Raw genomic sequence first — 22,306 nt, forward strand, 5'->3', positions numbered from 1 at the left:
CCGTCGGAAAGGAATCGTGGAGCGATTCTCTCATCGACGGCGGCCGGATGAAAATATTCGGCGTGCGCGCGGCGGCGCGCGGGTGTGGGCCGGGCGGGCGCCCGGCGCCGGCAGGCGTCGGATCAGATCACGCAGCGCGCGATCGCGAAGCGCATCGCTTCCTCGGGCGGCTCGCTGCCCGAGCCGCGCACGACCTTGACGACCGAGCCGTTGCCCGACGGCGTCAGCGTGACGAAGTACGAGTTCGATCCGACGGCGATGTCGGTCACGCCGTTGTGCTGCGATTGCGAGGTACCCGACAGGCGGCTGTCGAGGCAGTTGGCGATCGCGTGGGCCGGACGTTGCGACGACACGTAGATCATCGGTGCTGCGCCGGATGCGGCCGAGTCGGACGAGGGAGCGGAACCGCAGGCGGCGAGCAGGGCGGCGGGGAGGAGCAGCAGGAATCGTTTCATGGTCGGTCGTCGAGTGTCTCGTATCGAGGCTGGGGCGCGGGGTAGGCGAAACGCGAAGCTTCGCGACGAAACCGCCCGGAATCGAGGCCGTTTTTGACGGTCGATACGGCAGGCAGCTGACGACGGAGTATACCCGCAGCGTTTGACGCGGATGGCGCGTTGAAACGATTCGATACAACAAGCACCCGCTGCCGCGCGGCGGCAGCGGGCGTTTCAGGCGATGGCGAATGGGCGCTTGCCGGTGTTGTCGATCTTATTGGCCGACCTTGTGGCTGACCGCATTTTCCTGCTGGTTCAGCACGTGCCTTTCGCTCTTCGTGATGTGGCCGCGATCCTGCCCGGCCATGTCCCGCTCTTCCTGGCGGATCTTGCGGTCGTCACGGTGCAGGCGCGCGGCCTGTGCGTGCGACATCTCGCCCTCCTTCACTTCGTGATGGATGCGGCGATTCTGGTTCGCGAGGCGCTGGTTGACCTCTTCGCGGCGCTGATGCGCCTGTTGCCACTGCGTGTCGGCAAACGCGGTGCCGGTCAGCACCGACATCAGGGTGGCGGCAATCGCGAGATGGCGGGTAAAGGCTCGCATGGTGTTTTCTCCTGTCGTTGCGCGTCCGGATCGTGGGCGCATGTCAAGAAAACGCGGAGCGGACACCGGCTGTTGACGTTTCGGGCTGTATCGATTGCAAGTCTTTATTACGTCTGCGGGTTGGGGCGCGGGGCCCGACCGCCGCGGATCAATGCGCGCCGGCGGCGGCCGCGTCGGCATCGCCGCCGCCCGAGCGCGACGGCTTCGTGATCCAGATGAGCGGAATGATCGCGATGAAGATGATCGCCGACACGTAGAAGATGTCGTTCAACCCCATCACGGCCGCCTGCGAATCGACCGATGCGTTGAAGAACGCGAGCGCCGAATCGGGGCTCAGGTGCAGCAGCGAACGGGTGGTGTCGACCTGCTGCGCGAAGATCGGGTTGTTGACGCTCGCCTGTTCGGTGAGCCGCACGTGATGCAGGATCGTGCGGTTGTTCCACGCATTGCTGATCAGCGACGTGCCCACCGCGCCGCAGAACGTGCGGCCGAAATTCGACAGGCCGGCCGCGGCCGGGATCTTTTCCGGCGGCAGCCCGGACAGGATGATCGACGTCAGCGGCACGAAGAACATCGCCATCGGAATGCCCTGCAGCAGCGTCGGCAGCACGAGATCCCAGCGCGACACGTCGGCATGGAACGTCGTGCGCATCATGAAGACGACCGCGAAGCCGACGAACGCGAGCGTCGCGATGTAGCGTGGGTCGGTGCGCGTCAGCAGGCGCCCCATGACCGGCGTGAGCACGATCGCGAAGATCCCGAGCGGCGCGGTGGCGAGCCCCGAATCGACCGCGCGGTAGCCGAGATAACCCTGCATCCACTGCGGCAGCAACACGAGCGTGCCGAAGAACATCCCGTACGCGACCGAGATCGCGATCGTGCCGCCTGCGAAATTGCGTTGCGTGAAGAGCCGCAGGTCGACGATCGGATTGGCTTCGTGGAGCTCCCACACGAGAAAGAACGCGAAGCCGATCAGCGCGACGATGCCCAGCGCGACGACGACGGGCGAGTTGAACCAGTCGAGGTCCTTGCCCTTGTCGAGCATGATCTGCAGCGATGCGACCCACAGCACGAGCAGCAGCAGGCCGACCGTGTCGATCGGCGTGCGGCGCGTGGCCGATTCGCGGTCGCGGAACACGATCCACGTGACCGCCGCCGCGAAGAAGCCGACCGGAATGTTGATGTAGAAGATCCACGACCAGTTGTAGTCGTACGTGATCCAGCCGCCGAGCGATGGCCCCGCGATCGGCCCGACGAGCGCCGTCATCGACCACAGCGCCAGCGCGCTCGACGATTTCTGCCGCGGCCACGCGCCGAGCAGCAGCGCCTGCGACAGCGGCGCGAGCGGCCCCGCGACCGCGCCCTGGAGAATCCGCGCGGCGAGCAGCGTCGGCAGGTTCGGCGCGATCCCGCACAGCCACGACGCGAACACGAACAGCAGGATCGACGTGACGAACAGGCGTACCTGGCCGAAGCGCTGCGTGAGCCAGCCCGTCAGCGGAATCGACACCGCGTTCGCGGCCGCGAAGATCGTGATCACCCACGTGCCTTCGTCGACCGATACGCCGAGGTCGCCCGAAATCGTCGGAATGGCGACGTTCGCGATCGACGAGTCGAGCACGTTCATGAACATCGCGAGCGATACCGCGATCGTGCCGATCGCGAGCCGGCCGCCCGACAGCGGGCCCGGGGAGGACGGAGATGACATGGTGTTCCTGCGTGATGGAGAGGGCCGGACGGCGCGCATCGCTCGTCGCGCGCGCGATGCATGCGCGGGCGGGCCGCGAAACGGACGGTGCGCACTGCGCGCGCGGGTGGCCGGCAAGCGGGACCGCCCCGCGCAGCGTGCGGTTCAGTTGTTCAATCGGATCGGCGAAGCCGTGGCGGGCTTCGGGAGGCGGGATATCGCCGGTCAGGAAGGCGCGACGCGCGTGATACGTCGGCGGGCAGCGGGTACGTGGCTGCCGTAGCGTGTGTGGTGGTTTTTCATTGGCACAGGCTAACGACGCGGCGAACGACGATCAACGCTCGCGCGCTCATTAAATCCTTTCGTGTGCCGCAATAATCCGGCCTGCGCGCGCCGATTGCCGGTCGCGCAATGCCGGTCACGGCGCGGTGCGCCACGCGGTAAACACTTCCGCGAGGAAATCGACGAACGCGCGCACCTTGCTGTCGAGCGTCGCGCGTCGCGGGTAAAGCACGTGGAGTTCGACGTCGTCGGTCCGGTGCCAGTCGGGCAGCACGATTTCGAGTCGGCTGCTTCCAGGCCACCGAAATGCTGGCGCCAGTTGTAGATCGTCTGCTCGCTCTCGTGAAAATTATCCGCCACGCATGATTCCGACCTTTTTTAGAACTTGTCCAATTGCGTGAGGGGTGAATCTGTCAAACGATTGTGGTTTTTGAATTGAGCGACGGATGGGCGAGAAGCGTTTCTGTTTTCACCGGTCCGTACGTTGTGAATCGAGAAGCACAATCAAGTAGGTGACCATGGCTGAAGCTGATCGGACAAGAACATACCTGACGGGGCGGCAGTCTGCGCACCTGAAACTGATGCCGCGCAAGCCGCAGAAGACTGACCAGAGCGGCAAGCCGCCACCGATGCCCGTGGTGTCGGTCGTATCGTGGGAAGTGCATGAGGAAATCTGCAAGCCGTACCGGATCAAGGCTGTGGTCTCAACAGAGGGATCGGTCAGCAGGAAGAAGGTGCTCGGGCAGCTCGCAGAGTTCACGATTCAGCCCGAGGATGGGCGCGAGCGGCGCAAGTTCAGCGGGTTTGTGTCGCGTTTCGATCTGATATCGGAATCGCGCGATGGTTGCATCTATCGCATAGTGGTCCGCCAGCGACTCGCCATGCTCGACGGTCCGAGTAACTGCGTTACTTACCAGGGAATGGCATCGTGGGAAATCATCAAAGCAATCCTTGAGCGCCACGATATCCGCTTCTGGATGCAGGTTGAACTTCGCCTCAGACATGAGCACCCACGGCACGCCTTCCGTTTCCAGTACAACATGGGCGATTGGGCCTATATCAGGCTGGAAATGGAGCAGGCGGGCCTGTTCTGCTTCACGACGATGGGTGAGCATGGCGAAGTGCTGGTGATTGCCGATGATATCGACGGTTACGAGCGGCCCCACGTCACCGTGCTTGACCGTCCCACAGCCGGGTTGTCAACGTTCGAGGAGTCCATCTTTTCGTTCAAGATGCGTACCCGCACCGTGCCGGAATCCTTCGTCGTTGCGGATTACAACCCGGAGAGTGCCTGGGAGATTCTTCGCGACGAAAGCCAGCCAGACTGGGATGACCCCACCATGATCGGCCAGCCCTACGTATGGGGCACGCATCATGGAGACGCCGCAGGAGCAAAGCATGAGGCACAGTTGCGGCATGAGGCGGCGCTCGCGCAGCAGGTGCAATACAAGGTCAAATCGACCGTGCTCGAACTCAGGCCGGGTCGCCTCGTGCGTTCCGACCGGGTGCTTGACGACACGAAAGCGGGCATGTTTGTGACCAAGGTCGTGCATAGCGGCGCGCGCGATGCCAGCTACATGAATCGATTCACAGCCATTCCCGCCAACCGTCCGTACCGGATGAAAATCGAGGAGAGCCGGTGGCCGCGGATACACGGCACACTCGGGGCAACGATCTGTTCACCGGATAAATATAAATTTGCATACCTTACCGACAAGGGCGAGTACATCGCGCGCTTTCATTGCGATTTCGGCATCTGGCCCAAAGGCGTGGAGAGCGCTCCTCTGCGGCTGGCGAAGCCCTTTGCCGGCGCGAACCATACTGGCATGCACATGCCCGCGCTGGATGGAGACGAAGCGCTTGTGGGTTTTCGCGAAGGCAACCCGAACAAGCCGATCCTGGTCGGTTTCATGCCAAACAGCCATCGTCCCGACCTTATCAATTCGTCGCGGCGGCGCATGTCGCGCAACGAAATCCGCACGCAGTCCGGCAACAAGCTGTGGATGGATGACTGGGACAATCAGCAGGGGATTGAACTCAGCACCGAGCACTCGGGCCGCTCCCAGCTCAACCTGGGCTTCATACCGGATGGTGATCTGAAGGAAAGAGGTTCGGGAGCGGAGTTGCGCACGTCGGGACATCTGGTCGGGCGCGGCGGTGCTGGCGCGATGCTGACGGCCTATAACCAGGCGGGCGGAAGCGGCAAGGTGCTCGCCATGGACGAAACGGACGCGCAGTTGACGGATCACCAGGCGTTCGCCAGGTCACTTGCCGATTCTGCGGGGGCGTCGAAGGCATCGCCCGCCGATCTGGATGCGCAGCAGGCGATCCATGACGGCCTGAAGGCACTGAAAAAGCCGGGCGTGCTTGTGACCGGTCCCGGCCCGGTCGGTATCGCGTCGGGCAATGGCGTACATGTTGCCGCTGACGGTTCAATCGTCGGCACGGCAAAGAAGGGTGTGCATTTCAGTACGCTCAGGCGTTTCACCGCCGCAGCAGGCGACCTGCTGTCGATGTTCTCGCAGAAGGGCATGAGCCTCATTACGTCGGCGGGGGATTTTGTTGCTCAGGCTCAGCGTGGCCGCATGCAGCTCGCCTCGCAGGGCGACATGACGATGGAGACGGTAGACGGCGTGTTGCATGTGAAGTCGTCCAAGGAGATCGTGCTGAACGTCGGTGGCTCGTACCTGCGCATGACACCGGACGGCATCGAATTCGGCTCACGAGGCGGGGCCAAGTTCAAGACCAGCAGCTTTAGTAAGGCCGGCCCCGCGCAGATGAACCTGGGTGGTGCGGCATTTGCACCAGTGTTCGTACCGTACTCGACGCAGTGCGAAGTGTGGCGAACCAACCCGGACTTCGCATCATCGCCAGCGTCAGCACCGGACGCGTCGCAGTGGGAAGGGTTGGCGAACTCGGGAGCAGTTCAACCGGCACCGCCTGCCGCAGCGTCAAACACGACCCCCGTTACGCCGACCGAGGTTCAACAAGACGCTACCGCGCCCAGCACCAGTACTAATTCGTCATCTTCAACCGGTGGTTTCTTTTCGCGTCTGTTCGACCGGAGCACGATACATGTAAACGATCCGGCCAATGCCCCTAAGGACATAAAGCTCCCGCGTGACAGTGATGGTAAAGATGGCAATAACTATGTCACCGATCCGATCCAACTCGTTAATCCCGCACCCTGTAACTGGACGATGTCGAATTTTAATGGCGAGTACGATCAGGATATGGAGACGATGGCGTACTACCCTTGGACCAATGAACAAACGAAATACATCCCGAGGCCAGGAGATCCCTGGAGCATATCGGGAGGAAAGGGGCACGCAAAATTTGACGTGAAATATGACGATACAACAAAGACTCTGACTGCTTTCGTCAAGATCGGCGTGATTCTGAAGGATATATACGAAATTGATCCTGTGTCAAAGGATGTAAAGCTGACGAATGGTACTAGTAAAAGCATTCCTTACCACAGTACCAATAATGGTGCGAATGCGCCGAGCTCGGCTAAGGTAAATTTAAAATTCGTTGACCGGGAGACAACGACATTCAAATTCTCCGAAAAAGAGAATTTTATCAGGAATACGCTTAACCAGAATTCATACAAGTTGATTCTTGATGGTTGTTCCAAGGACGTTGCATGTGGGTGCCGCATTGAGATCAAGTTTGATGTCAAATTTGTTGTTCTGAAATCATCGGAAGAGAATGCGCCCGGATACGCAAGAATTATTAAATTGTATCCTTACGCCGCTCGTGACGATTCTGGAAATTGGGGGGAAATTGGGGCAACGTTTGATCCGACTGCGAGAGAGTATGATTTGTTCGGAACGGACTACACCCCGGCTCACGAATGCGGCCATCTTTTTAACTTTCCGGATGAGTATTACAGCGACGGTGGCGCCGTGCACGAGCAATATATAGACAATGAGCAGCTTCAATTCGCCAAAGGGCATGCCCTTGATGGAACGCTCACCTGGCAGATGATCTCGCGGGGTAATCTCATGGGGCTAGGTGCCAGAAACAAAGTCGAAACTGGTGCGAAGCCTGTTATCCCGCCTTATTACATGGAATATCTGAGGCGATGGATGACCAAGTACACAAACAAGAAGTGGAGAGTTGGCTCAAGTAACGTATGTAGGAAAGACGATGCGAGTCCGTTATGAAAAGAATAATCTCGACAATTTTTTTAGTGATTCTTTTTGTTGCTGGAGGTAATGCAATGGCTGGGCAAAATTTAAGTAATGGGCAGCAGCCCAAAGCATGGGCTTATTTTGTTGGGGCCGATTGGCGTTTTGGTGTAAATGGCGTATCGGTGGATGAGTCAGGAAAAGCCTGGCTAACTTTATTCGATACAGTTAATGACGACGAGTTAGGGGGTGCGGGCATCCTTGAGGCGAGGGAAGGGACGTATAGCTCCCAAGCCGCAGAAACTGTGAGAGCGACGTTGTGTGATCCATCGAGTCAGGCGGGGCGTGGGCTTGATGTCCGGCCAACCGATAATCCTCAGGTACTTTTCTCGGCGACTTGTATGCAAGATGGTGTGCTGAGAACAGTACAGGGAAATATCGCGAAGTTGCCAAAAAAACTTTTTAATGAGTTTGGAAAAAATGTAGCAGTCGTTAGGCGGGATGTAAAAAATTCTGGTGGGAAAAAATTATGGATTAATGCTGCGGTTATTAATATTGAGCCAAAGAATGGCTATTATAGTGTGATCGTTCGTTTTGTCAATTCGGGGCGTGACGCATTCTCGTTCAAGCGACCTGATCTCTGGTCTGGGGACCTTAACGAAGAAACGCTTTCTGTCGGGGCGATTAATCTTGATCCAAAGAAAAAGGGTGGGTGGAAATTCAACCTTGCGGGACAGCCACTGGTGAATGTTGCCGATTTCAAGGGGGATATGATTACTTTGGAGGGAGGGGCGCATCAGGATTTCATATTCAAGGCCCTTCCAAGAGACCAGTACAAAGCAGGCACCTACGCGTTCGCCTTGAGCGCTTGGCTGTATATCAACTGGAAAGACGGCGACGAGCAACAACGAAGTCACGCTGACTTCTTTTCCGGCAAGGACAACCGTTCAACGATCAAGATGGATCATGATTACCCCTCGACGCCGCAGGAGCGCGAACAGTGGGAAGCAACACACCGCGCAAGCATGTCGTCCCAGCCGGTGAAACCTGGTGAGACGTTCGCAGAGGACGGTCTGTACCGTGCTGTGCGCACGAACTCCAGCAACCATCGGAGTCTCCAGCTCGTGCCGTTCAAGGCCAGGGCCGTTGCGACTACCGATTCCGTGAAGATGCTGATGGAGAGGGGCAACGGTATGAGTCTCGACGGCCCGGTGCAGTGGCTGTGGGAAGGCAGCGCGCCCACACCTGTGAAGCAGTATTCATTCGACACCATAGAAGAGACACGACAGTTCTGCGAGCCGGGATCGGCGTGCCCGCGCAGCGGTCGCTGGCTGCCTCGCATCCGGGAGGGATGGGACAGGGGCTATCGGTACGATCTCGCGGGCATTGTGACTGTGCGGCACGGACAAACGATGCCGACCGTGAAGGAGACGGGCGACAAGGCCGATTGGGAATGGGTGGGAGTCTGACATGGGAGAACGTGCCTGCATATTCCAGCAAGATCAAACGACCGCGAATGGCGTCGTGCTCGATGGCCTGGACGATATGGACCTCGACGGCCGGAAGGTCAGCTACCTGGGTGCACGGCTTCAATGCCCAGCATGTAACTCGATAGGTCGTATCGAGGCGGACGCTCCCCGGCCACTGGACAGCGACCTGGGCGGCAAGCAACACGCGCTGGAGAACGATCTGTGCCGCTGCAAGTGCAACCCGCCGCCACGGCTGCGCGCGTCGCAGCGTGAGTGGACAGTTGAGGCGTGACAGGAGGTCGAATGGGTTTTCGCTGGAATCCGCGTTTTTCTTCCGAGTGGGAGGCGCAGGAGCCGCCATCCATCTGGTTCTTTCTCGTGCTGTACCTGATTGTCCAGGGCTTCGCGCTTGCCATGGTTGTGCCGGGTCTGCCGAAGGTTGGCTCGATACCCTGGGACACAGTTATCCATGATGCGGTAGCAGTGCCGTTTTTCTGCTGGGTCGCACTCAGTTGCCTGGTGTGGCTGTTCGCCTATGACATTCCTGCGAGGCAGGCCGCAGACCATAACACGGCGCGCTGGCACGAGATTACCGGCTGGCAACGACAGAGCCGTGCGGGCATGGCGGTACTCGACAGCGTGCTTCTCGTGCCTGAACCCGATCTTGCGGAGCGCATGCTGAAGCTGGAGGGTGACCCGCCCGAAAATCCCGGAAAGGTGATGCGTCTCGCCAGCGTTGAGGGAGACGATGCCGCTTTGCGTGAACACGCGATGTTTGAAAAGCTGCTGACACCGCTGGCCGCACGGCTTGCCCTGGCGGCGAAAAGCAATTCATTCGAGATCGTGATCCAGTGCGAGCGGCCTGAATCATCGCTTGACCTTCACACGGTTTGGGAACGGATCGGATTGCCAGGCAAGCCGCGCGTCAGATGGATCGGCAACGAGCGGGATCCCGGATTTGCGGAGGACTGGTTCAACGACAACGAGCGTAGGCCCTACTATGCGTATGTCAACGAGAGGATGCCGAAGTATCGCCTCGTGCTGGCGTGGCATCTGAATGACGAGAACGCGGACGTCAAGCCGGACGTTTCGGAAGCCGCCGTGGCGTTGCTGTTTGGCTCGCCAGCGCTCATGCAGGCAAAGCCGGAGCAGAAAAGGCAAGCCTGGCTGTTGCGCCAGATCGTTGCCGATGCCGACGAGGCGGACAAGGCACTTGCGTTGCTGCTGGGTTCGGAACAGGTGCAGCGTACACGTATCCGCCATTTCTGGTACAGCCGCCTCAAGGGTCTCGCACAGCACGCAACCCTGGGAGCTGTGAAGGAATCTGACCTGAAAGTGGATGAGCATGCGCTTGATTCGACTATCGGTCCGCAGGCTCCGGTGGCACGCTGGGTGCTCCAGGCGCTGGCGGCGAAGATGGCGCATTTCGGCCAGGGCGCACAGCTTATCGCGTTGCCGCATGAGCAGGGTGTCGCGATTAATGTGGTGGCGAAAGAACCGGATCGCGTGGCGGTGCCGTGGAAGAAGGAATACGAGTACAACCCGATCCTGGGTGCTGACCTCGGCATGTGTGCGTCACTATGGGTGGTTGCCATGCTGCTTTCGCCCACGGGTTGGAGCACGTCGGACACCGTTCTTACATGGGGCGTTGCGGCTGTGATGGTCGTGCTTTTCCTTCTGCGCAACCCCGCACCGGTCCTTTATGTGGTCGACCTGATTGATAAATATTGGTAAGGGGTGCACGGATATGTCGAAATACATCGGGTATGCAGCACCGTTCGAATCACGTGTGCAGTCACGTGAAAGATGGCGCAAGGTCTACACGAAGGTCCGGGTTAGCAAATGGCTGCTATTGAGCGTGGCATGTGCGGCGATGCTTGGGGCCATCGCCTTGTGGGGCTGGTGGGACCGGGAACCGGGCTGGTGGTATCCCGTGGCCGTAGCGGTGTTTGCCTGGCTCTATCTTGCAGGAGGAATAGCGCTGCCGAAACTCCGCGGCTGGCGGTCCTATGTCTCAACCATCATGTACATGGAAGCGATTGAAGACGGCCTGTGCACGGACAGACCGTTTACCTGGAAGGGACGCAACCGGTGGTACAGGGAACACGGTCACCCTGGTGGCTGCAGCCCGTGCCGGAATCCATGCGGGTGAACCAGGGCGCGGAAGACTGGCCGATGCTGTGAGGCTGGGGCAGGGTGTAGAAATCACACCCTGTGATTTTTGCGAAGACGTGACTTGAGGGGGAATGTAGTGAAACTGCTAAAAAGAATAGCTGTTCCGTTGCTCACGCTTGTCTGCAGCACGCTCATTGGTTTCGCCAGCCGCAATAATCGCCCGGCGCTCGGTGCGCGCCGGGCCAGCCGCGTCGTCTACGGCGCGCTTCGCCATGCGGTGAACAGTTCCGCGAGGAAATCGACGAACGCGCGCACCTTGCTGTCGAGCGTCGCGCGCCGCGGGTACAGCACGTTGAGTTCGACGTCGTCGGCCCGGTGCCAGTCGGGCAGCACGATTTCGAGTTCGTTCCGGGCGAGCCGGCGGGCCGTGTAGTGCGTCGAGATCAGCGCGATACCGCCGCCGCTCGCGGCCTGGCGCAGCACCGTCGCCGATTCGTTCGAGATCAGCACGGGCCGCACCGGCACGTCGACCACCTCGCCGGTGGTGTTGGTGAGCCGCAGCGTCAGGCCCGGCGTGTCGCGGCCAACGAACAGGATGTCGTGCTGCGCGAGATCCTGCGGCGTGCGCGGCCGCCCGACGCGGTCGAGGTAGGCCGGGTTCGCGGCGAGTTTCGCCTGCGACCAGCCGAGCGAACGCGCGACGTAGCCGGAATCGGTCAGCACACCCGTGCGCAACGCGACGTCGAAACCGTGCTCGACGAGGTCGAGCACGCTGTTGTCGTAGATCAGCACGAGCTGGACTTTCGGATAACGCCGGCGAAACTCGGCGAGCGCCGGCTCCAGTTCGAACAGGCCGATCGAGTAGGGCACCAGCACGCGCAACGTCCCTTCCGGCTCCGTGCGCAGCGCGCGGGCCTGGCGGTCGGCGTCGAGCAGGATGTCCTCGGCGCGCAGGCAGCGTTCGTAGTAGTCGCGCCCGGCTTCGGTGACGGACACGCGGCGCGTGGTGCGGTACAGCAGCTGGACGCCGAGGTCGTCCTCGAGCTGCCTGACCTTGCGGCTCACGCGGCTGAGCGGCGTGTCGAGTTGCGTGGCGGCGGCGGTGAAGCTGCCGCGCTCCACCACCCGCAGGAAGATCCGGATGCTCTCGAAGTCCATGAAGCGTGCTTGATTGATTGACCTTCGCGCATCTTAGCGTTCCTTCCGTCATCCTTTCGTGTCGCGCCGATTATCCTGCCCGGTGAAATAACCAATCCCGTCGGGGCCGCTTAGCGACGGGGCCAGGCAACCGTATGCTCGCCGGATGAAATTCGCTTTCCCCAGCCTGCCGCCGTTCGCGGCGGTGCGTACCGCGCTGCGCGATGCATGGCCGACGCTGCCGCCCGGCGTCCTCGGCTTCGCGTTGCGCAACACCGCCGCGTCGCTGCTTGCGCTCTATATCGCGTTCCGGATGAATCTCGACGACCCGAAGTGGGCCGCGTCGACCGTGTGGATCGTCGCGCAGGGTAGCCGCGGGATGGGGCTGTCGAAGAGCCAGTACCGGATTCTCGGTACCGCGATCGGCGCGGCGGTTGCGCTCGCGCTGACCGGCGCGTTCGCGCAGACGCCCGAGCTGTTCCTGCCGGCGCTCGCGGCGTGGATCGGCCTGTGCGCGGGCGTCGCGACGTTCCAGCGGAATTTCCGCGCGTATGCGGCGGTGCTCGCGGGCTATACGGCCGCGATCATCGCGATGGACGCGGTGTCCGCGCCGCTGCACGCGTTCGACATCGCGATCGCGCGGTTCCTTTACGTGGTGGTCGGCATTCTGTGCGGCGCGCTGTTCGACACGGTCTTCGCGCCGGGCGCACCACTGACGGACGTCCGCACGCGGCTCACGCGCTATCTCGACCGCGCGGTCGCCGTCGGCGCGGGCGCGCTGCGCCGCGAGCCGAACGGCGCGGCGGTGCACCGGCTGTTCGCGGACGCGCTCGAACTCGACACGGCAGCCGAATATGCGGCCGCCGGCGCGCCCCAGGTGCGCAATGCGATCGGCCATCTGCGCGCGGCGGTGCTGGGCGTGTTGTCCGCGCACGCTGCGGGCCAAGCGCTACACGAGCACGCGGCGCGCGGCGGCGAACCGCCGGACCCGCTGGTCGCCGACGCTGCGCGCGTGCTCGACGGCGTGACCGCGTCGGGCGAAGCGGGGCCCGCACTGGCCGCGCTGCGCGCGCGCGTGGACGACGCGTGGCGCGCCGAGGCCGTCGAGCCGACCGGTTCGGATGCGTCGCGCCTGCTCACGCTCGACCGGCTGGCGGCGCTGCTCGCGGGGTTCGACCGCGCATTCGCGAGCCGGGCGCAGCTCGACCGGCCGGAGCCGCCGCCTTCGCGCGTGCGCTATGCGTTCCACCAGGATGCGGTGCTCGCGTGGCACAACGGCATCCGCGCGTGCGTCGCGGTGCTGGCTGCATCGGCGATCTGGATCCTGACCGCGTGGCCGTCGGGGGCCGGTTTCGTCGCGATCACGGGCGTGGTCTGCGCGCTGTTTTCGACGCGCCCGAACTCGATAGGCGCGACAGTCGGTTTCCTGAAAGGCGCGGCCTGCGCAGCGGTCGCAGGCGCCCTCTGCAATTTCGTGCTGCTGCCCGCGGTGTCGGGTTTCGAGATGCTGGCGTACATCATCGGCGTGTTCATGATCGGCACGGGCATCGTGATGCGTAATCCGCGCACGGCCGGCATCGGCAGCGGCTTCTCGATCTTCTTCTGGAATTTCACGTCGCCGGACAATACCGTGCGCATCGCCGATGCGGCGTTCCTCAACTCGGCGCTCGCCACGCTGCTCGGGATCGGGTTCGGCGCACTGGTGTTCGCGCTCGTGTTCCCCGGCGATCCCGGCACCAGCCGGCAGCGCATGCATCGCGCGGTGCGCCGCGATCTGGCGAGCATCGCCCGCGACCCGCGTGCGTGGCCGGCGAGCGCGTGGCTGAGCCGCACGGCCGACCGTCTCGGGCGCGAACTGGGCTTTGCGGGCAGCCTGCCGCAAGCCCGCATCGAGCACGACCTGCGCGATCTTCTTGCGGTCTGGACGATCGGCGACAGCCTGCTGGCGCTGGCCGGGCTGGCGGCGCGCGAGCCGGCCGCGCGCTGTTGCGCGGCGTCGTGCTGCTGCGGACGATCGCGGACGCGGCCGCCGCGCACGACGGCTTCCTGCGCGGCGCCCGGGATTGAACCGTGCGCGGCGGGGCGCGGCCTAGCTGAGGCGATAGGCCTTGCCAGGCGTCACTTCCGCCGGCAGCGGCTCGCGGTTCAGTTCGAGCAGCGTGCGCTCGATCTGCCGCGTCATCGCGTCGAGCGCGAGATGGTTCGGGCCGTCGCCGAACGGCTCGGCGATCGCATGCGCGATCGCGTCGAGCGCGATCAGCGTATAGGCGACGAACACGGTGACGAACGGCGTCGCCGCGCCGATCGAATCGACGAGGCCGAACGGCAGCAGCACGCAGTACGCATAGATGGTCCGGTGCAGCAGCACGTCGTACGAGAACGGGATCGGCGTCGACGCGATGCGCTCGCAGCCGCTCACCATCGAGACCAGATCGTCGAGGCGCGCGTCGAGCATCCACAGTCGCGTGTCGGTGAGGCGGCCCGCATCGGCGCGCGCGGCGAACGCTTCGCGCAGCCCGTGCACGATCGCGACCGGGCGGAACCGGGCGGCAGCGATGCGCGCATAGCAACCGTCGTCGAGCAGCGCGCGCAAGTCGTCGGCTGGATCGGTGTCGCGCAGTTGATGCTTGAGCGCATAGACGAAGGCGACGACCGTCCGCACCAACGCGCGCCGCGCATTGTCGTCGTGGTCGATCGCGCCGTAGCAGAGCGCCTGCGACACCAGCGTGCGCGTGGCGGTCAGCACGCCGCCCCACAGCTGCCGCGCCTCGCGGTAACGGTCGTAGCTCGCGTTGTTGCGAAACCCCGCGAAGATGGCCAGCGTGAGCCCGATCAGCGTGAACGGCGTCGGGTTCAGCGGCACCTTCTCGCCGAGCACGCGGCCGCCGCCCCACACCGCGACGAGGCTGATCGCGAGCGTCAGCAGGAGCTGCGGCAGGATGGTCGGCAGCACCGAGCCGTTCCAGACGAGCAGCATCCGCAGCCAGTGCTCGCGCGGACGAACGATCATCGTCGTGCTCCGTCAGGCGGCGATCGATGCCGGCGCGGAGGCGCGATGCAGCAACACGGGAATCGACTTCGACGTCGGCGTGTTGCACACGTCGCCGACGCTGTCGAGCGGCACGAGCGGGTTCGTTTCCGGGTAGTACGCGCCGATGCAGCCGCGCGGGATGTCGTATTCGACGAGCAGGAAGCCGTCCGCGCGCCGCTCGATGCCGTCGTGCCACACGGTTTCCATGTCGACCCATTCGCCGGCCTTCAGCCCGAGCATCGCGAGATCGTCGCGGTTCGCGAATACCACGCGGCGCTGGCCGAACACGCCGCGATAGCGGTCGTCGAGCCCGTAGACGGTCGTGTTGTACTGGTCGTGCGAGCGCGTCGTCATCAGCGTCATCAGGCGTTCGCCGTGCTGCGCGCGGGCGCGCTGGATCGGCGTGTCGGTCGGCAGCGCGTGCGCGATGAAGTTCGCCTTGCCGGTCGGCGTGAGCCATTCGCGGTCGCGCGACGCGACCCGCAGGTGGAAGCCGCCCGGTCGCGCGATGCGCGTGTTGTAGTCGTAGAAGCCGTCGAGCGTCGCCTCGATCGCGTCGCGGATCTTCGCGTAGTCGTCCTTGTACGCGAGCCAGTCGATCTTGCCGCTGCCGAACAGCGCGTGGCCCATGTGCGCGACGATCGCCGGTTCCGACATCAGGTTCGGCGACGCGGGCTTGTTCATCCCGTACGACACGTGAACCATGCTCATCGAATCCTCGACCGTCACGCCTTGCGCGACGTTGTCCTGCAGGTCGATCTCGGTGCGGCCGAGCGTCGGCAGGATCAGCGCGTCGCGGCCGTGGATCAGGTGGCTGCGGTTCAGTTTCGTCGTGATGTGCACGGAGAGGTCGCAGCGGCGCATGCCTTCCCAGGTGCGCGGCGTGTCGGGCGTCGCCATCGCGAAGTTGCCGCCGAGGCCGATCAGCACCTTCACGTGACCTTCGAGCATCCCCTCGATCGTCTCGACGACGTCGTAGCCGTGGTGGCGCGGCGGTTCGAAGTCGAACACGTGGCCGAGCCGGTCGAGGAACGCCTGCGACGGCTTTTCCTCGATGCCGACCGTGCGGTTGCCCTGCACGTTCGAGTGGCCGCGCACGGGGCACAGGCCGGCGCCGGGGCGGCCGATGTTGCCGCGCATCAGCATCAGGTTGGTCAGCATCTGCACGGTCGCGACCGAATGCTTGTGCTGCGTGATGCCCATGCCCCACGTCGCGATCACGCGCTCGCTGCGCGCATAGCGTTGCGCGAGGCCGTCGATCTGCTCGTACGGCACGCCGCTTTCGGCCGTCAGCGCGGACCAGCTTTCGTTGCGCAGGTCGTCGGCGAACGCGTCGAAGCCGGCCGTGTGCTCGCCGATGAACGCGGTGTCGAGCACGCGCGGCGCACCGGCGGCGCGCGCGGCGTCGTCGAGTTCGAGCACGCGCTTCGCCATCCCCTTGATCAGCGCGAAATCGCCGCCGATCGTCGGCTGGATGAACGTCGATGCGATCTTCGTGCCCGACATCGTCAGCATCTCGAGCGGGCTTTGCGGATCGGCGAAGCGCTCGAGGCCACGCTCTTTCAACGGGTTGATCGACACGATCGTCGCGCCGCGCTTCGCGCACTCGCGCAGTTCGCCCATCATCCGCGGGTGGTTGGTCGCGGGGTTCTGGCCGAAGATCAGCAGCATGTCCGCATGTTCGAAATCGTCGAGCGTGACGGTGCCCTTGCCGACGCCGACCGACGCCGGCAGCCCGCGGCTCGTCGCCTCGTGGCACATGTTCGAGCAGTCGGGGAAGTTGTTCGTGCCGTACCGCCGCACGAGCAACTGGTACAGGAACGCCGCTTCGTTGCTCGCGCGGCCGGACGTGTAGAACGCGGCCTGGTTCGGGTCGGGCAGCGCGCGCAGGTGGCGCGCGATCAGTGCGAACGCGTCGTCCCACGCGATCGGCACATAGCGGTCGGTCTGCGCGTCGTACACCATCGGGTCGGTGAGCCGGCCGTGCTGTTCGAGTTCGAAGTCCGACTGTTCGAGCAGTTCGGTGACCGTGTGCGCGGCGAAGAATTCGGGCGTCACGCGCTTGCTCGTCGCTTCGGCGGCCACGGCCTTCACGCCGTTCTCGCAGAATTCGAACGTCGATGCGTGCTGGCGGTCGGGCCACGCGCAGCCGGGGCAGTCGAAGCCGTCCGGCTGGTTCTGGCGCAGCAGCGTGCGGTAGTTGCCGCCGGCGACCTTTTCCTTGATCAGGTTGATCGTGACGGCTTTCAGCGCCCCCCAGCCGGCGGCCGGGTGAGTGTACGGTTCGATGCGCGCGGTGGCGGATTTCTTTTTCATGATGCGGGTGTCGGGGTCGATGGGTGCAGAGTACGCGGGGTGCCCGACCGGCTGTGTGTACACCTGTTCACTTCAAAAAAGAGTACAGTTTCGGCCATCCATACAGTGCGGATCGCAACTGTGTTGTTGAAGGGAAGTTGAAAGGGAGGCGCGTGAAGCGTTACGAACAACTGGCCGACGATCTCCAGGCGCAGATCGAGCGTGGCGTGTACCGGCCCGGCGAGCGGATTCCGTCGGTGCGGCAGGCGAGCCGGCAGCAGCAGCTCAGCGTCACGACCGTGCTGCGCGCGTACCTCGTGCTGGAAAGCCGCGGCCTGATCGAAAGCCGGCCGCAGTCGGGCTATTTCGTGCGGGCGCGCGCGTCGGCGCCGGCCGAGGCCGAACTGCACATGTCGGCGCCGGCCGCCGAGCCGTCGGCCGTGGACGTGAGCCGGCTCGTGCTGTCGACGCTGCGCTCGATCGCGCGCGACGACGCGGTGCCGCTCGGCTCGCCGTATCCCGATGCATCGCAGTTCCCGGTGCAGCGCCTCGCGCGCTACGCGCAGGCGATCGGGCGTCGCCGCACGCGCTGGGGCGTGATCGACGACCTGCCGCCCGGTAACCAGGAGCTGATCCGCCAGATCGCGCGGCGCTATGCGGAGCGCGGGATCGCGGTCGAGCCGGGCGAGATCGTGATGACGATCGGCGCGACCGAGGCGATCAACCTGTGCCTGCAGGCCGTCGCGAAGCCGGGCGACACGATCGCCGTCGAGTCGCCGACGTTCTACGCGATGCTGCACGCGATCGAGCGGATGGGCATGCGTGCGCTGGAGGTCGCGACGCACCCGGGCGACGGCATCGATCTCGACGCGCTCGAACGGATCCTCGGGCGCGAGCGCATTGCCGCGTGCATGGTGATGCCTAATTTCCAGAATCCGCTCGGTTTCCAGATGCCCGACGCGCGCAAGCGCGCGCTCGTCGAACTGCTGGCGAAGCATGGCGTGCCCGCGATCGAGAGCGACGTCTATCACGAGCTGCACTTCGGCGACACGACGCCGAGCGCGCTGAAGTCGTTCGACCGCGACGGACTCGTGCTGCATTGCGCGTCGTTCACGAAGAGCCTGTCGCCGCGCTACCGGATCGGCTGGGCGATGCCGGGTCGCTACCGCGACCAGGTCGAGAAGCTGAAATTCCTGAACACGCTCGCGACGCCCGCGATCGAGCAACTCGCGATCGCCGAGTACCTGAAATACGACGGCTACGATTTCCACCTGCGACGCATGCGCAAGCAGTACGCGCAGCAGGCGAGCCTGATGAGCGCGATGGTGCGGCGCTTCTTTCCGGAAGGCACGCGGCTGTCGCAGCCGCAGGGCGGGTATGTGCTGTGGGTCGAGCTGCCGCCGCAGGTCGATGCGATGAAGCTGTACGCGCTCGCGCTCGCCCAGCGGATCACGGTCGGGCCCGGGCACATGTTCTCCGCGGGCACCGATTACCGGCATTTCATCCGGCTCAACTACAGCTATCCGTGGTCGCGGCAGATCGAGGACGCGCTGAAGGTGCTGGGGCGGCTCGCATCGGAGTGCGCGGCGCGGTGAGCGCCGTGCCGGGTGGCAGGCGGCGGCCGGCCGGCGGCCGCCGTGGCGTGCGTCAACCCGCGCGCGGCGCCTGCAGCCCGGCTTGCGCGGCTTGTGCGGCGCTGGCCATCTGCCGCATGTCGAAGCCCGACGGGTGCTGGTATACGCGCAGCCCGAACTCCGGCAGCACCGCGATCAGGTGGTCGAACAGGTCGGCCTGGATGGTTTCGTAGTCGACCCACGACGTCGTATCGGTGAAGCAGTACAGTTCGAGCGGAATGCCTTCGGCCGTGAGCGGCAGCTGCCGCGCCATGCAGGTCATGTCGCGGCGGATGCGCGGATGGCCCTTCAGGTAGTTCGCGACATACGCGCGGAACGTGCCGAGATTCGTCAACTGGCGGCGGTTCGCCGGGCAGTCGCCGGCCGCGCCGAGCGTGCCGTTCCATTGCTCGATCGCGTCGACCTTGTCCTCGAGATAGTCCTTCAGCAGCGTCAGGCGTTCGAGCCGGTCGATCTCGTCGTTGGCGAGAAAGCGCACGCTCGTCGCGTCGACGAACAGCGCGCGCTTGATGCGGCGGCCGCCCGCTTCGGTCATCCCGCGCCAGTTCTGGTAGCTCTCGGTGATCAGTTTCCAGGTCGGCACCGTGATGATCGTGTGATCGAAGTTCGCGACCTTGACGGTGTTCAGCGTGATGTCGATGACCGTGCCGTCCGCGCCGGCCGACGGCATCGTGATCCAGTCGCCGATCCGCAGCATGTCGTTCGACGACAGTTGCACGCCCGCGACGAGGCCGAGCAGCGTGTCCTTGAAGATCAGCATCAGCACCGCGGACATCGCGCCGATGCCGGACAGCAGCAGGCCGATCTGCTTGCCGGTCGCATCGCCGATCACGACGAGCGCGGCCGTGATGAACATCACGAGCTTGACCAGCTGCATCGCGCCTTTCAGCGACAGGCGCGGCTGGTCGCGATGATGCGTGCGGTGCGTGTGTTCGAGCGCGGAGAGCGTCGCGCTGATGGTGATCGTCACGAGCAATACGATCAGCGCGAACAGCACCTTGTCGGCGGCCTGCGCGGCCGTGTCCGGAATGCCGGGTACCGCGCCGAGCCCGAGCTTGATCACGACGAACGGGACGATGCGGTTCAGCCACTTGAATGCACCGAACTCGAACAGCGCATCGTCGACGCGCGTGGCGGACAGCCGCGCGAGCCGCGCCACCACGCGAAACAGCAGGAAATGGACGGTTGCGGTGATCGCGCCGGCGGCGGCGAGCAGGACGAGGATGCCGACGAGCGGCGCAAACCAGGATTCGTTCAGGGTCATAGGGGCAAACGGGGCCTTCTTGTGTGTTGAATCGGCGCCGCGACGCGACGCGCGCCCGGTGAAGGGCACATGAAAGGGACCGTGATTGTGCCATCGGGTTCCGGACGCGTGCCGTGAACGCGTGTCGAGCGGCTCCCGAATCTTCTCACCATTGAGTAGGGTTCCTCTGCAATCGGGTGAGGTTGAGCGGTGAAATTGCGTCACCGCAAGCTGGTGTGCACGCTTGCCTGCGAATGCGCCACATGCATGCCCGCGATCTGCTCGAAGCGGTGACGACGGGCTTTCGCGGGGGAGAAAGCTGAACCGGCGATCCATGCAATCATGCGGGTGTCGCATGCGTTGCCGGTGTGTCGCCCGTCGTCGCGTGCGGCCAATTCGCCGACGGTGAGCGACACGCGCCTCCTTCACGCACTTGCCATGCGATGCCTGCTCGGGGCACGATGCGCGAACGACTTCGCGAACCCCGTCACTTCGTATTCACGCATTTCACACATGCAAGATTCCAACGAAAGCCGCCCGTCACGCGTGCGGTGGCTGAAAGGCATCCTCCCGATCCGCCGCGCGACGGCAATCCGCGACGTATTCGCGGGCATTTCGCTCGCGTCGATGGACATCCCGCAGGTGCTCGGCTACGCGCGCATCGCCGGCATGCCGGCCGTCACGGGCCTCTACACGGTCTTTCTGCCGCTCGTCGCGTTCGCGTGCTTCGGCGCGTCGCGCCATCTCGTGGTCGCCGCCGATTCCGCGACCGCGACGATTTTCGCGAGCCGGCTTGCGTCGATGGCGCCGGCCGGCAGCGCCGAATATGCGGCGCTGGCCGGCATGGTCGCGCTGCTGACCGCCGCGATGCTGCTGCTCGCGCGCATCTTCAAGCTCGGCTTTCTCGCCGATTTCCTGTCGCGCACGGTGCTGGTCGGCTTTCTTGCCGGCGTCGGCATGCAGGTGTCGATCGCGATGCTCGGCGACATGCTCGGCCTGTCGGTGCCGTATCCGGCGTCGCGCAGCCTTGCGCAACTCGACTATGTCGTCACGCATCTCGTCCACACGAACCGGCCGACGTTCGCGCTTGCCGTGCTCGTCGTCGTCGCGATTCTTGCGTGCAAGCGATTCCTGCCGCGCATACCGATGCCGATGATCGCGGTCGCGGGCAGCATCGCCGCGAGCTACACGTTCGGCTTCTCCACGCATGGCATCGCGGTGCTCGGGCCCGTCGCGGGCGGGCTGCCGCCGCTGCGCTGGCCATCCGTCACGTGGCAGCAGTTCCTCGATCTCGTGCCGGTCGCCGCGTCGTGTTTCGTGATGATCATCGCGCAGAGCGCGGCCGCCGCGCGCGTGTTCGCGCAGCAGTACGGCGAGGACGTCGACACCAACGCCGACATCCTCGGCCTCGCGGCCGCGAACGCGGCGGCGGCGGTCGGCGGCGCGTTCGTCGTCAACGGCAGCCCGACGCAGACGGCGATGGCCGATGGCGCGGGCGTGCGCAGCCAGATCGGGCATCTTGCGTTCGCCGCCGTCGTGGTGGTCGTGCTGCTGTTCTTCAGCACGTATCTGCAGTATCTGCCGCATGCGGTACTGGCCGGCATCGTGTTTACGATCGCGCTCGGGCTGATCAACGTGCGCAGCCTCGCGGCGATCCGCAAGGAAAGCCCCGGCGAATTCACGCTCGCGCTGGTGACGGCCGCGGCCGTCGTGACGGTCGGCGTCGAGCAGGGCATCCTGCTGGCCGTCGCGCTGTCGCTGATGCGGCACGTGCGCCACAGCTACCAGCCGCACACGATGGTGCTCGAGCCCGTCGAAGGCAACGGGCGGTGGCAGCCGGTGCCCGCGCGGCGGGGCGCGATGACGGCGCCGGGGCTGATCGTCTACCGGTTCGGCTCCGACCTGTTCTTCGCGAACGACCACCTGTTCGCCGCCGAAGTGACCGAACTCGTGGACGCGGCGCCGGTGCCGCCGCGCTGGTTCGTCGTCGACGCGGGCGCGATCACCGATGTCGACTATTCGGCCGCGCGGACGTTGACCGATCTCGTCAAGGCGCTGCAAGCGCGCGGGATCGGCGTGCTGTTCGGGCGCGTCAATCGCTACCTGCGCGCGGACATGGATCGTCACCGGATCACGGAGATCGTCGGCGCGTCGTGCATCTTCCCGACGCTGCATCAGGCGCTGGAGGCTGCGGGCACGACGCCGGCGCCGCAGGAGCCGGGCACCGTGTAGCGCGAAGCGG

At 64.2% G+C, this 22,306-nt stretch carries 15 protein-coding genes and 2 pseudogenes; 8 read left to right on the forward strand and 9 right to left on the reverse strand.

The features are described 5' to 3' along the window. Positions 1-122: 122 nt before the first annotated feature. The 3 genes from CUJ89_RS22560 to CUJ89_RS22570 all read right to left on the reverse strand — a co-directional run bounded on the left by CUJ89_RS22560 (position 123) and on the right by CUJ89_RS22570 (position 2,746). Positions 123-455 (reverse strand): sugar ABC transporter ATPase, encoded by a 333-nt coding sequence (locus CUJ89_RS22560; protein ID WP_114179644.1) that lies wholly within the window; start codon positions 453-455, stop codon positions 123-125. 253 nt (positions 456-708) lie between these two features. Then, the gene (locus CUJ89_RS22565) at positions 709-1,038 is read right to left on the reverse strand and encodes a hypothetical protein (protein ID WP_114179645.1); all 330 of its coding nucleotides are present in this window, start codon (positions 1,036-1,038) and stop codon (positions 709-711) included. Between the two features lie 148 nt (positions 1,039-1,186). After that, positions 1,187-2,746 (reverse strand): DHA2 family efflux MFS transporter permease subunit, encoded by a 1,560-nt coding sequence (locus CUJ89_RS22570; RefSeq protein WP_114179646.1) that lies wholly within the window; start codon positions 2,744-2,746, stop codon positions 1,187-1,189. On the opposite strand from CUJ89_RS22570, the gene CUJ89_RS37810 reads away from it, so the two are divergent. Beyond that, positions 2,745-3,008, forward strand: coding sequence for a hypothetical protein (locus CUJ89_RS37810; RefSeq protein WP_152036655.1), 264 nt, complete (start codon positions 2,745-2,747; stop codon positions 3,006-3,008). The genes CUJ89_RS22570 and CUJ89_RS37810 overlap by 2 nt on opposite strands. Positions 3,009-3,143: 135 nt before the next feature. Here the strand turns inward: CUJ89_RS37810 and CUJ89_RS22575 are convergent. Then, a pseudogene (locus tag CUJ89_RS22575) lies at positions 3,144-3,296 on the reverse strand (LysR family transcriptional regulator); the annotation flags it as partial. Positions 3,297-3,525: 229 nt separating this feature from the next. Here CUJ89_RS22575 and CUJ89_RS22580 point away from each other — a divergent pair. From CUJ89_RS22580 to CUJ89_RS22595, 4 genes are read left to right on the forward strand one after another with little or no spacing between them, the layout of a single operon-like run. Next, positions 3,526-7,176 carry a type VI secretion system Vgr family protein gene (locus CUJ89_RS22580; RefSeq protein WP_114179647.1) on the forward strand — a complete coding sequence of 1,217 codons (3,651 nt, stop codon included), beginning with the start codon at positions 3,526-3,528 and terminating at the stop codon, positions 7,174-7,176. Further along, positions 7,173-8,609, forward strand: coding sequence for a hypothetical protein (locus tag CUJ89_RS37815; RefSeq protein WP_152036656.1), 1,437 nt, complete (start codon positions 7,173-7,175; stop codon positions 8,607-8,609). The genes CUJ89_RS22580 and CUJ89_RS37815 overlap by 4 nt, the downstream gene beginning before the upstream one ends. Before the next feature lies 1 nt (position 8,610). Next, positions 8,611-8,901: a PAAR domain-containing protein gene (locus CUJ89_RS22590; protein WP_114179649.1), complete on the forward strand. Its 291-nt coding sequence runs from the start codon at positions 8,611-8,613 to the stop codon at positions 8,899-8,901. An 11-nt stretch (positions 8,902-8,912) separates the two neighbouring features. After that, positions 8,913-10,343: a hypothetical protein gene (locus tag CUJ89_RS22595; protein ID WP_114179650.1), complete on the forward strand. Its 1,431-nt coding sequence runs from the start codon at positions 8,913-8,915 to the stop codon at positions 10,341-10,343. A gap of 636 nt (positions 10,344-10,979) precedes the next feature. Here the strand turns inward: CUJ89_RS22595 and CUJ89_RS22600 are convergent. Continuing rightward, complete coding sequence (locus CUJ89_RS22600; protein ID WP_114179651.1) at positions 10,980-11,882, reverse strand: LysR family transcriptional regulator; 903 nt, start codon at positions 11,880-11,882, stop codon at positions 10,980-10,982. A 292-nt stretch (positions 11,883-12,174) separates the two neighbouring features. Between CUJ89_RS22600 and CUJ89_RS22605 the strand changes: the two are divergent. Further along, a pseudogene (locus CUJ89_RS22605) lies at positions 12,175-13,779 on the forward strand (FUSC family protein); the annotation flags it as partial. A 171-nt stretch (positions 13,780-13,950) separates the two neighbouring features. Here the strand turns inward: CUJ89_RS22605 and CUJ89_RS22610 are convergent. Then, complete coding sequence (locus CUJ89_RS22610; RefSeq protein ID WP_114179652.1) at positions 13,951-14,871, reverse strand: bestrophin family protein; 921 nt, start codon at positions 14,869-14,871, stop codon at positions 13,951-13,953. A gap of 12 nt (positions 14,872-14,883) precedes the next feature. Continuing rightward, complete coding sequence (locus CUJ89_RS22615) at positions 14,884-17,208, reverse strand: FdhF/YdeP family oxidoreductase (protein ID WP_114179653.1); 2,325 nt, start codon at positions 17,206-17,208, stop codon at positions 14,884-14,886. A 152-nt stretch (positions 17,209-17,360) separates the two neighbouring features. Between CUJ89_RS22615 and CUJ89_RS22620 the strand changes: the two genes are divergently transcribed. Continuing rightward, positions 17,361-18,782 carry a PLP-dependent aminotransferase family protein gene (locus CUJ89_RS22620; protein ID WP_114179654.1) on the forward strand — a complete coding sequence of 474 codons (1,422 nt, stop codon included), beginning with the start codon at positions 17,361-17,363 and terminating at the stop codon, positions 18,780-18,782. A 52-nt stretch (positions 18,783-18,834) separates the two neighbouring features. Here the strand turns inward: CUJ89_RS22620 and CUJ89_RS22625 are convergent, their stop codons facing one another. Together CUJ89_RS22625 and CUJ89_RS22630 are read right to left on the reverse strand one after the other, a co-directional pair. Next, complete coding sequence (locus CUJ89_RS22625; RefSeq protein WP_114179655.1) at positions 18,835-20,085, reverse strand: mechanosensitive ion channel family protein; 1,251 nt, start codon at positions 20,083-20,085, stop codon at positions 18,835-18,837. Positions 20,086-20,285: 200 nt separating this feature from the next. Continuing rightward, on the reverse strand, positions 20,286-20,480 hold the full coding sequence (locus tag CUJ89_RS22630; RefSeq protein WP_114179656.1) for a hypothetical protein: 195 nt from the start codon (positions 20,478-20,480) through the stop codon (positions 20,286-20,288). Positions 20,481-20,577: 97 nt separating this feature from the next. On the opposite strand from CUJ89_RS22630, the gene CUJ89_RS22635 reads away from it, so the two are divergent. After that, entirely contained in the window at positions 20,578-22,296 is a 1,719-nt protein-coding gene (locus CUJ89_RS22635) for a SulP family inorganic anion transporter (RefSeq protein WP_114179657.1), read from the forward strand. Positions 22,297-22,306 lie beyond the last annotated feature (10 nt).

The organism is Burkholderia pyrrocinia, from assembly GCF_003330765.1.
GTDB classification, from domain to species: Bacteria; Pseudomonadota; Gammaproteobacteria; order Burkholderiales; family Burkholderiaceae; genus Burkholderia; species Burkholderia pyrrocinia_B.

Coding starts and splice junctions, on each gene's coding strand:
- CUJ89_RS22610 (WP_114179652.1), bottom strand. CDS start 14,871: ATGATCGTTCGTCCGCGCGAGCACTGGCTGCGGATGCTGCTCGTCTGG.
- CUJ89_RS22625 (WP_114179655.1), bottom strand. CDS start 20,085: ATGACCCTGAACGAATCCTGGTTTGCGCCGCTCGTCGGCATCCTCGTC.
- CUJ89_RS22595 (WP_114179650.1), top strand. CDS start 8,913: ATGGGTTTTCGCTGGAATCCGCGTTTTTCTTCCGAGTGGGAGGCGCAG.
- CUJ89_RS22590 (WP_114179649.1), top strand. CDS start 8,611: ATGGGAGAACGTGCCTGCATATTCCAGCAAGATCAAACGACCGCGAAT.
- CUJ89_RS37810 (WP_152036655.1), top strand. CDS start 2,745: ATGGTGTTCCTGCGTGATGGAGAGGGCCGGACGGCGCGCATCGCTCGT.
- CUJ89_RS22635 (WP_114179657.1), top strand. CDS start 20,578: ATGCAAGATTCCAACGAAAGCCGCCCGTCACGCGTGCGGTGGCTGAAA.
- CUJ89_RS22570 (WP_114179646.1), bottom strand. CDS start 2,746: ATGTCATCTCCGTCCTCCCCGGGCCCGCTGTCGGGCGGCCGGCTCGCG.
- CUJ89_RS22565 (WP_114179645.1), bottom strand. CDS start 1,038: ATGCGAGCCTTTACCCGCCATCTCGCGATTGCCGCCACCCTGATGTCG.
- CUJ89_RS22600 (WP_114179651.1), bottom strand. CDS start 11,882: ATGGACTTCGAGAGCATCCGGATCTTCCTGCGGGTGGTGGAGCGCGGC.
- CUJ89_RS22580 (WP_114179647.1), top strand. CDS start 3,526: ATGGCTGAAGCTGATCGGACAAGAACATACCTGACGGGGCGGCAGTCT.
- CUJ89_RS37815 (WP_152036656.1), top strand. CDS start 7,173: ATGAAAAGAATAATCTCGACAATTTTTTTAGTGATTCTTTTTGTTGCT.
- CUJ89_RS22615 (WP_114179653.1), bottom strand. CDS start 17,208: ATGAAAAAGAAATCCGCCACCGCGCGCATCGAACCGTACACTCACCCG.
- CUJ89_RS22560 (WP_114179644.1), bottom strand. CDS start 455: ATGAAACGATTCCTGCTGCTCCTCCCCGCCGCCCTGCTCGCCGCCTGC.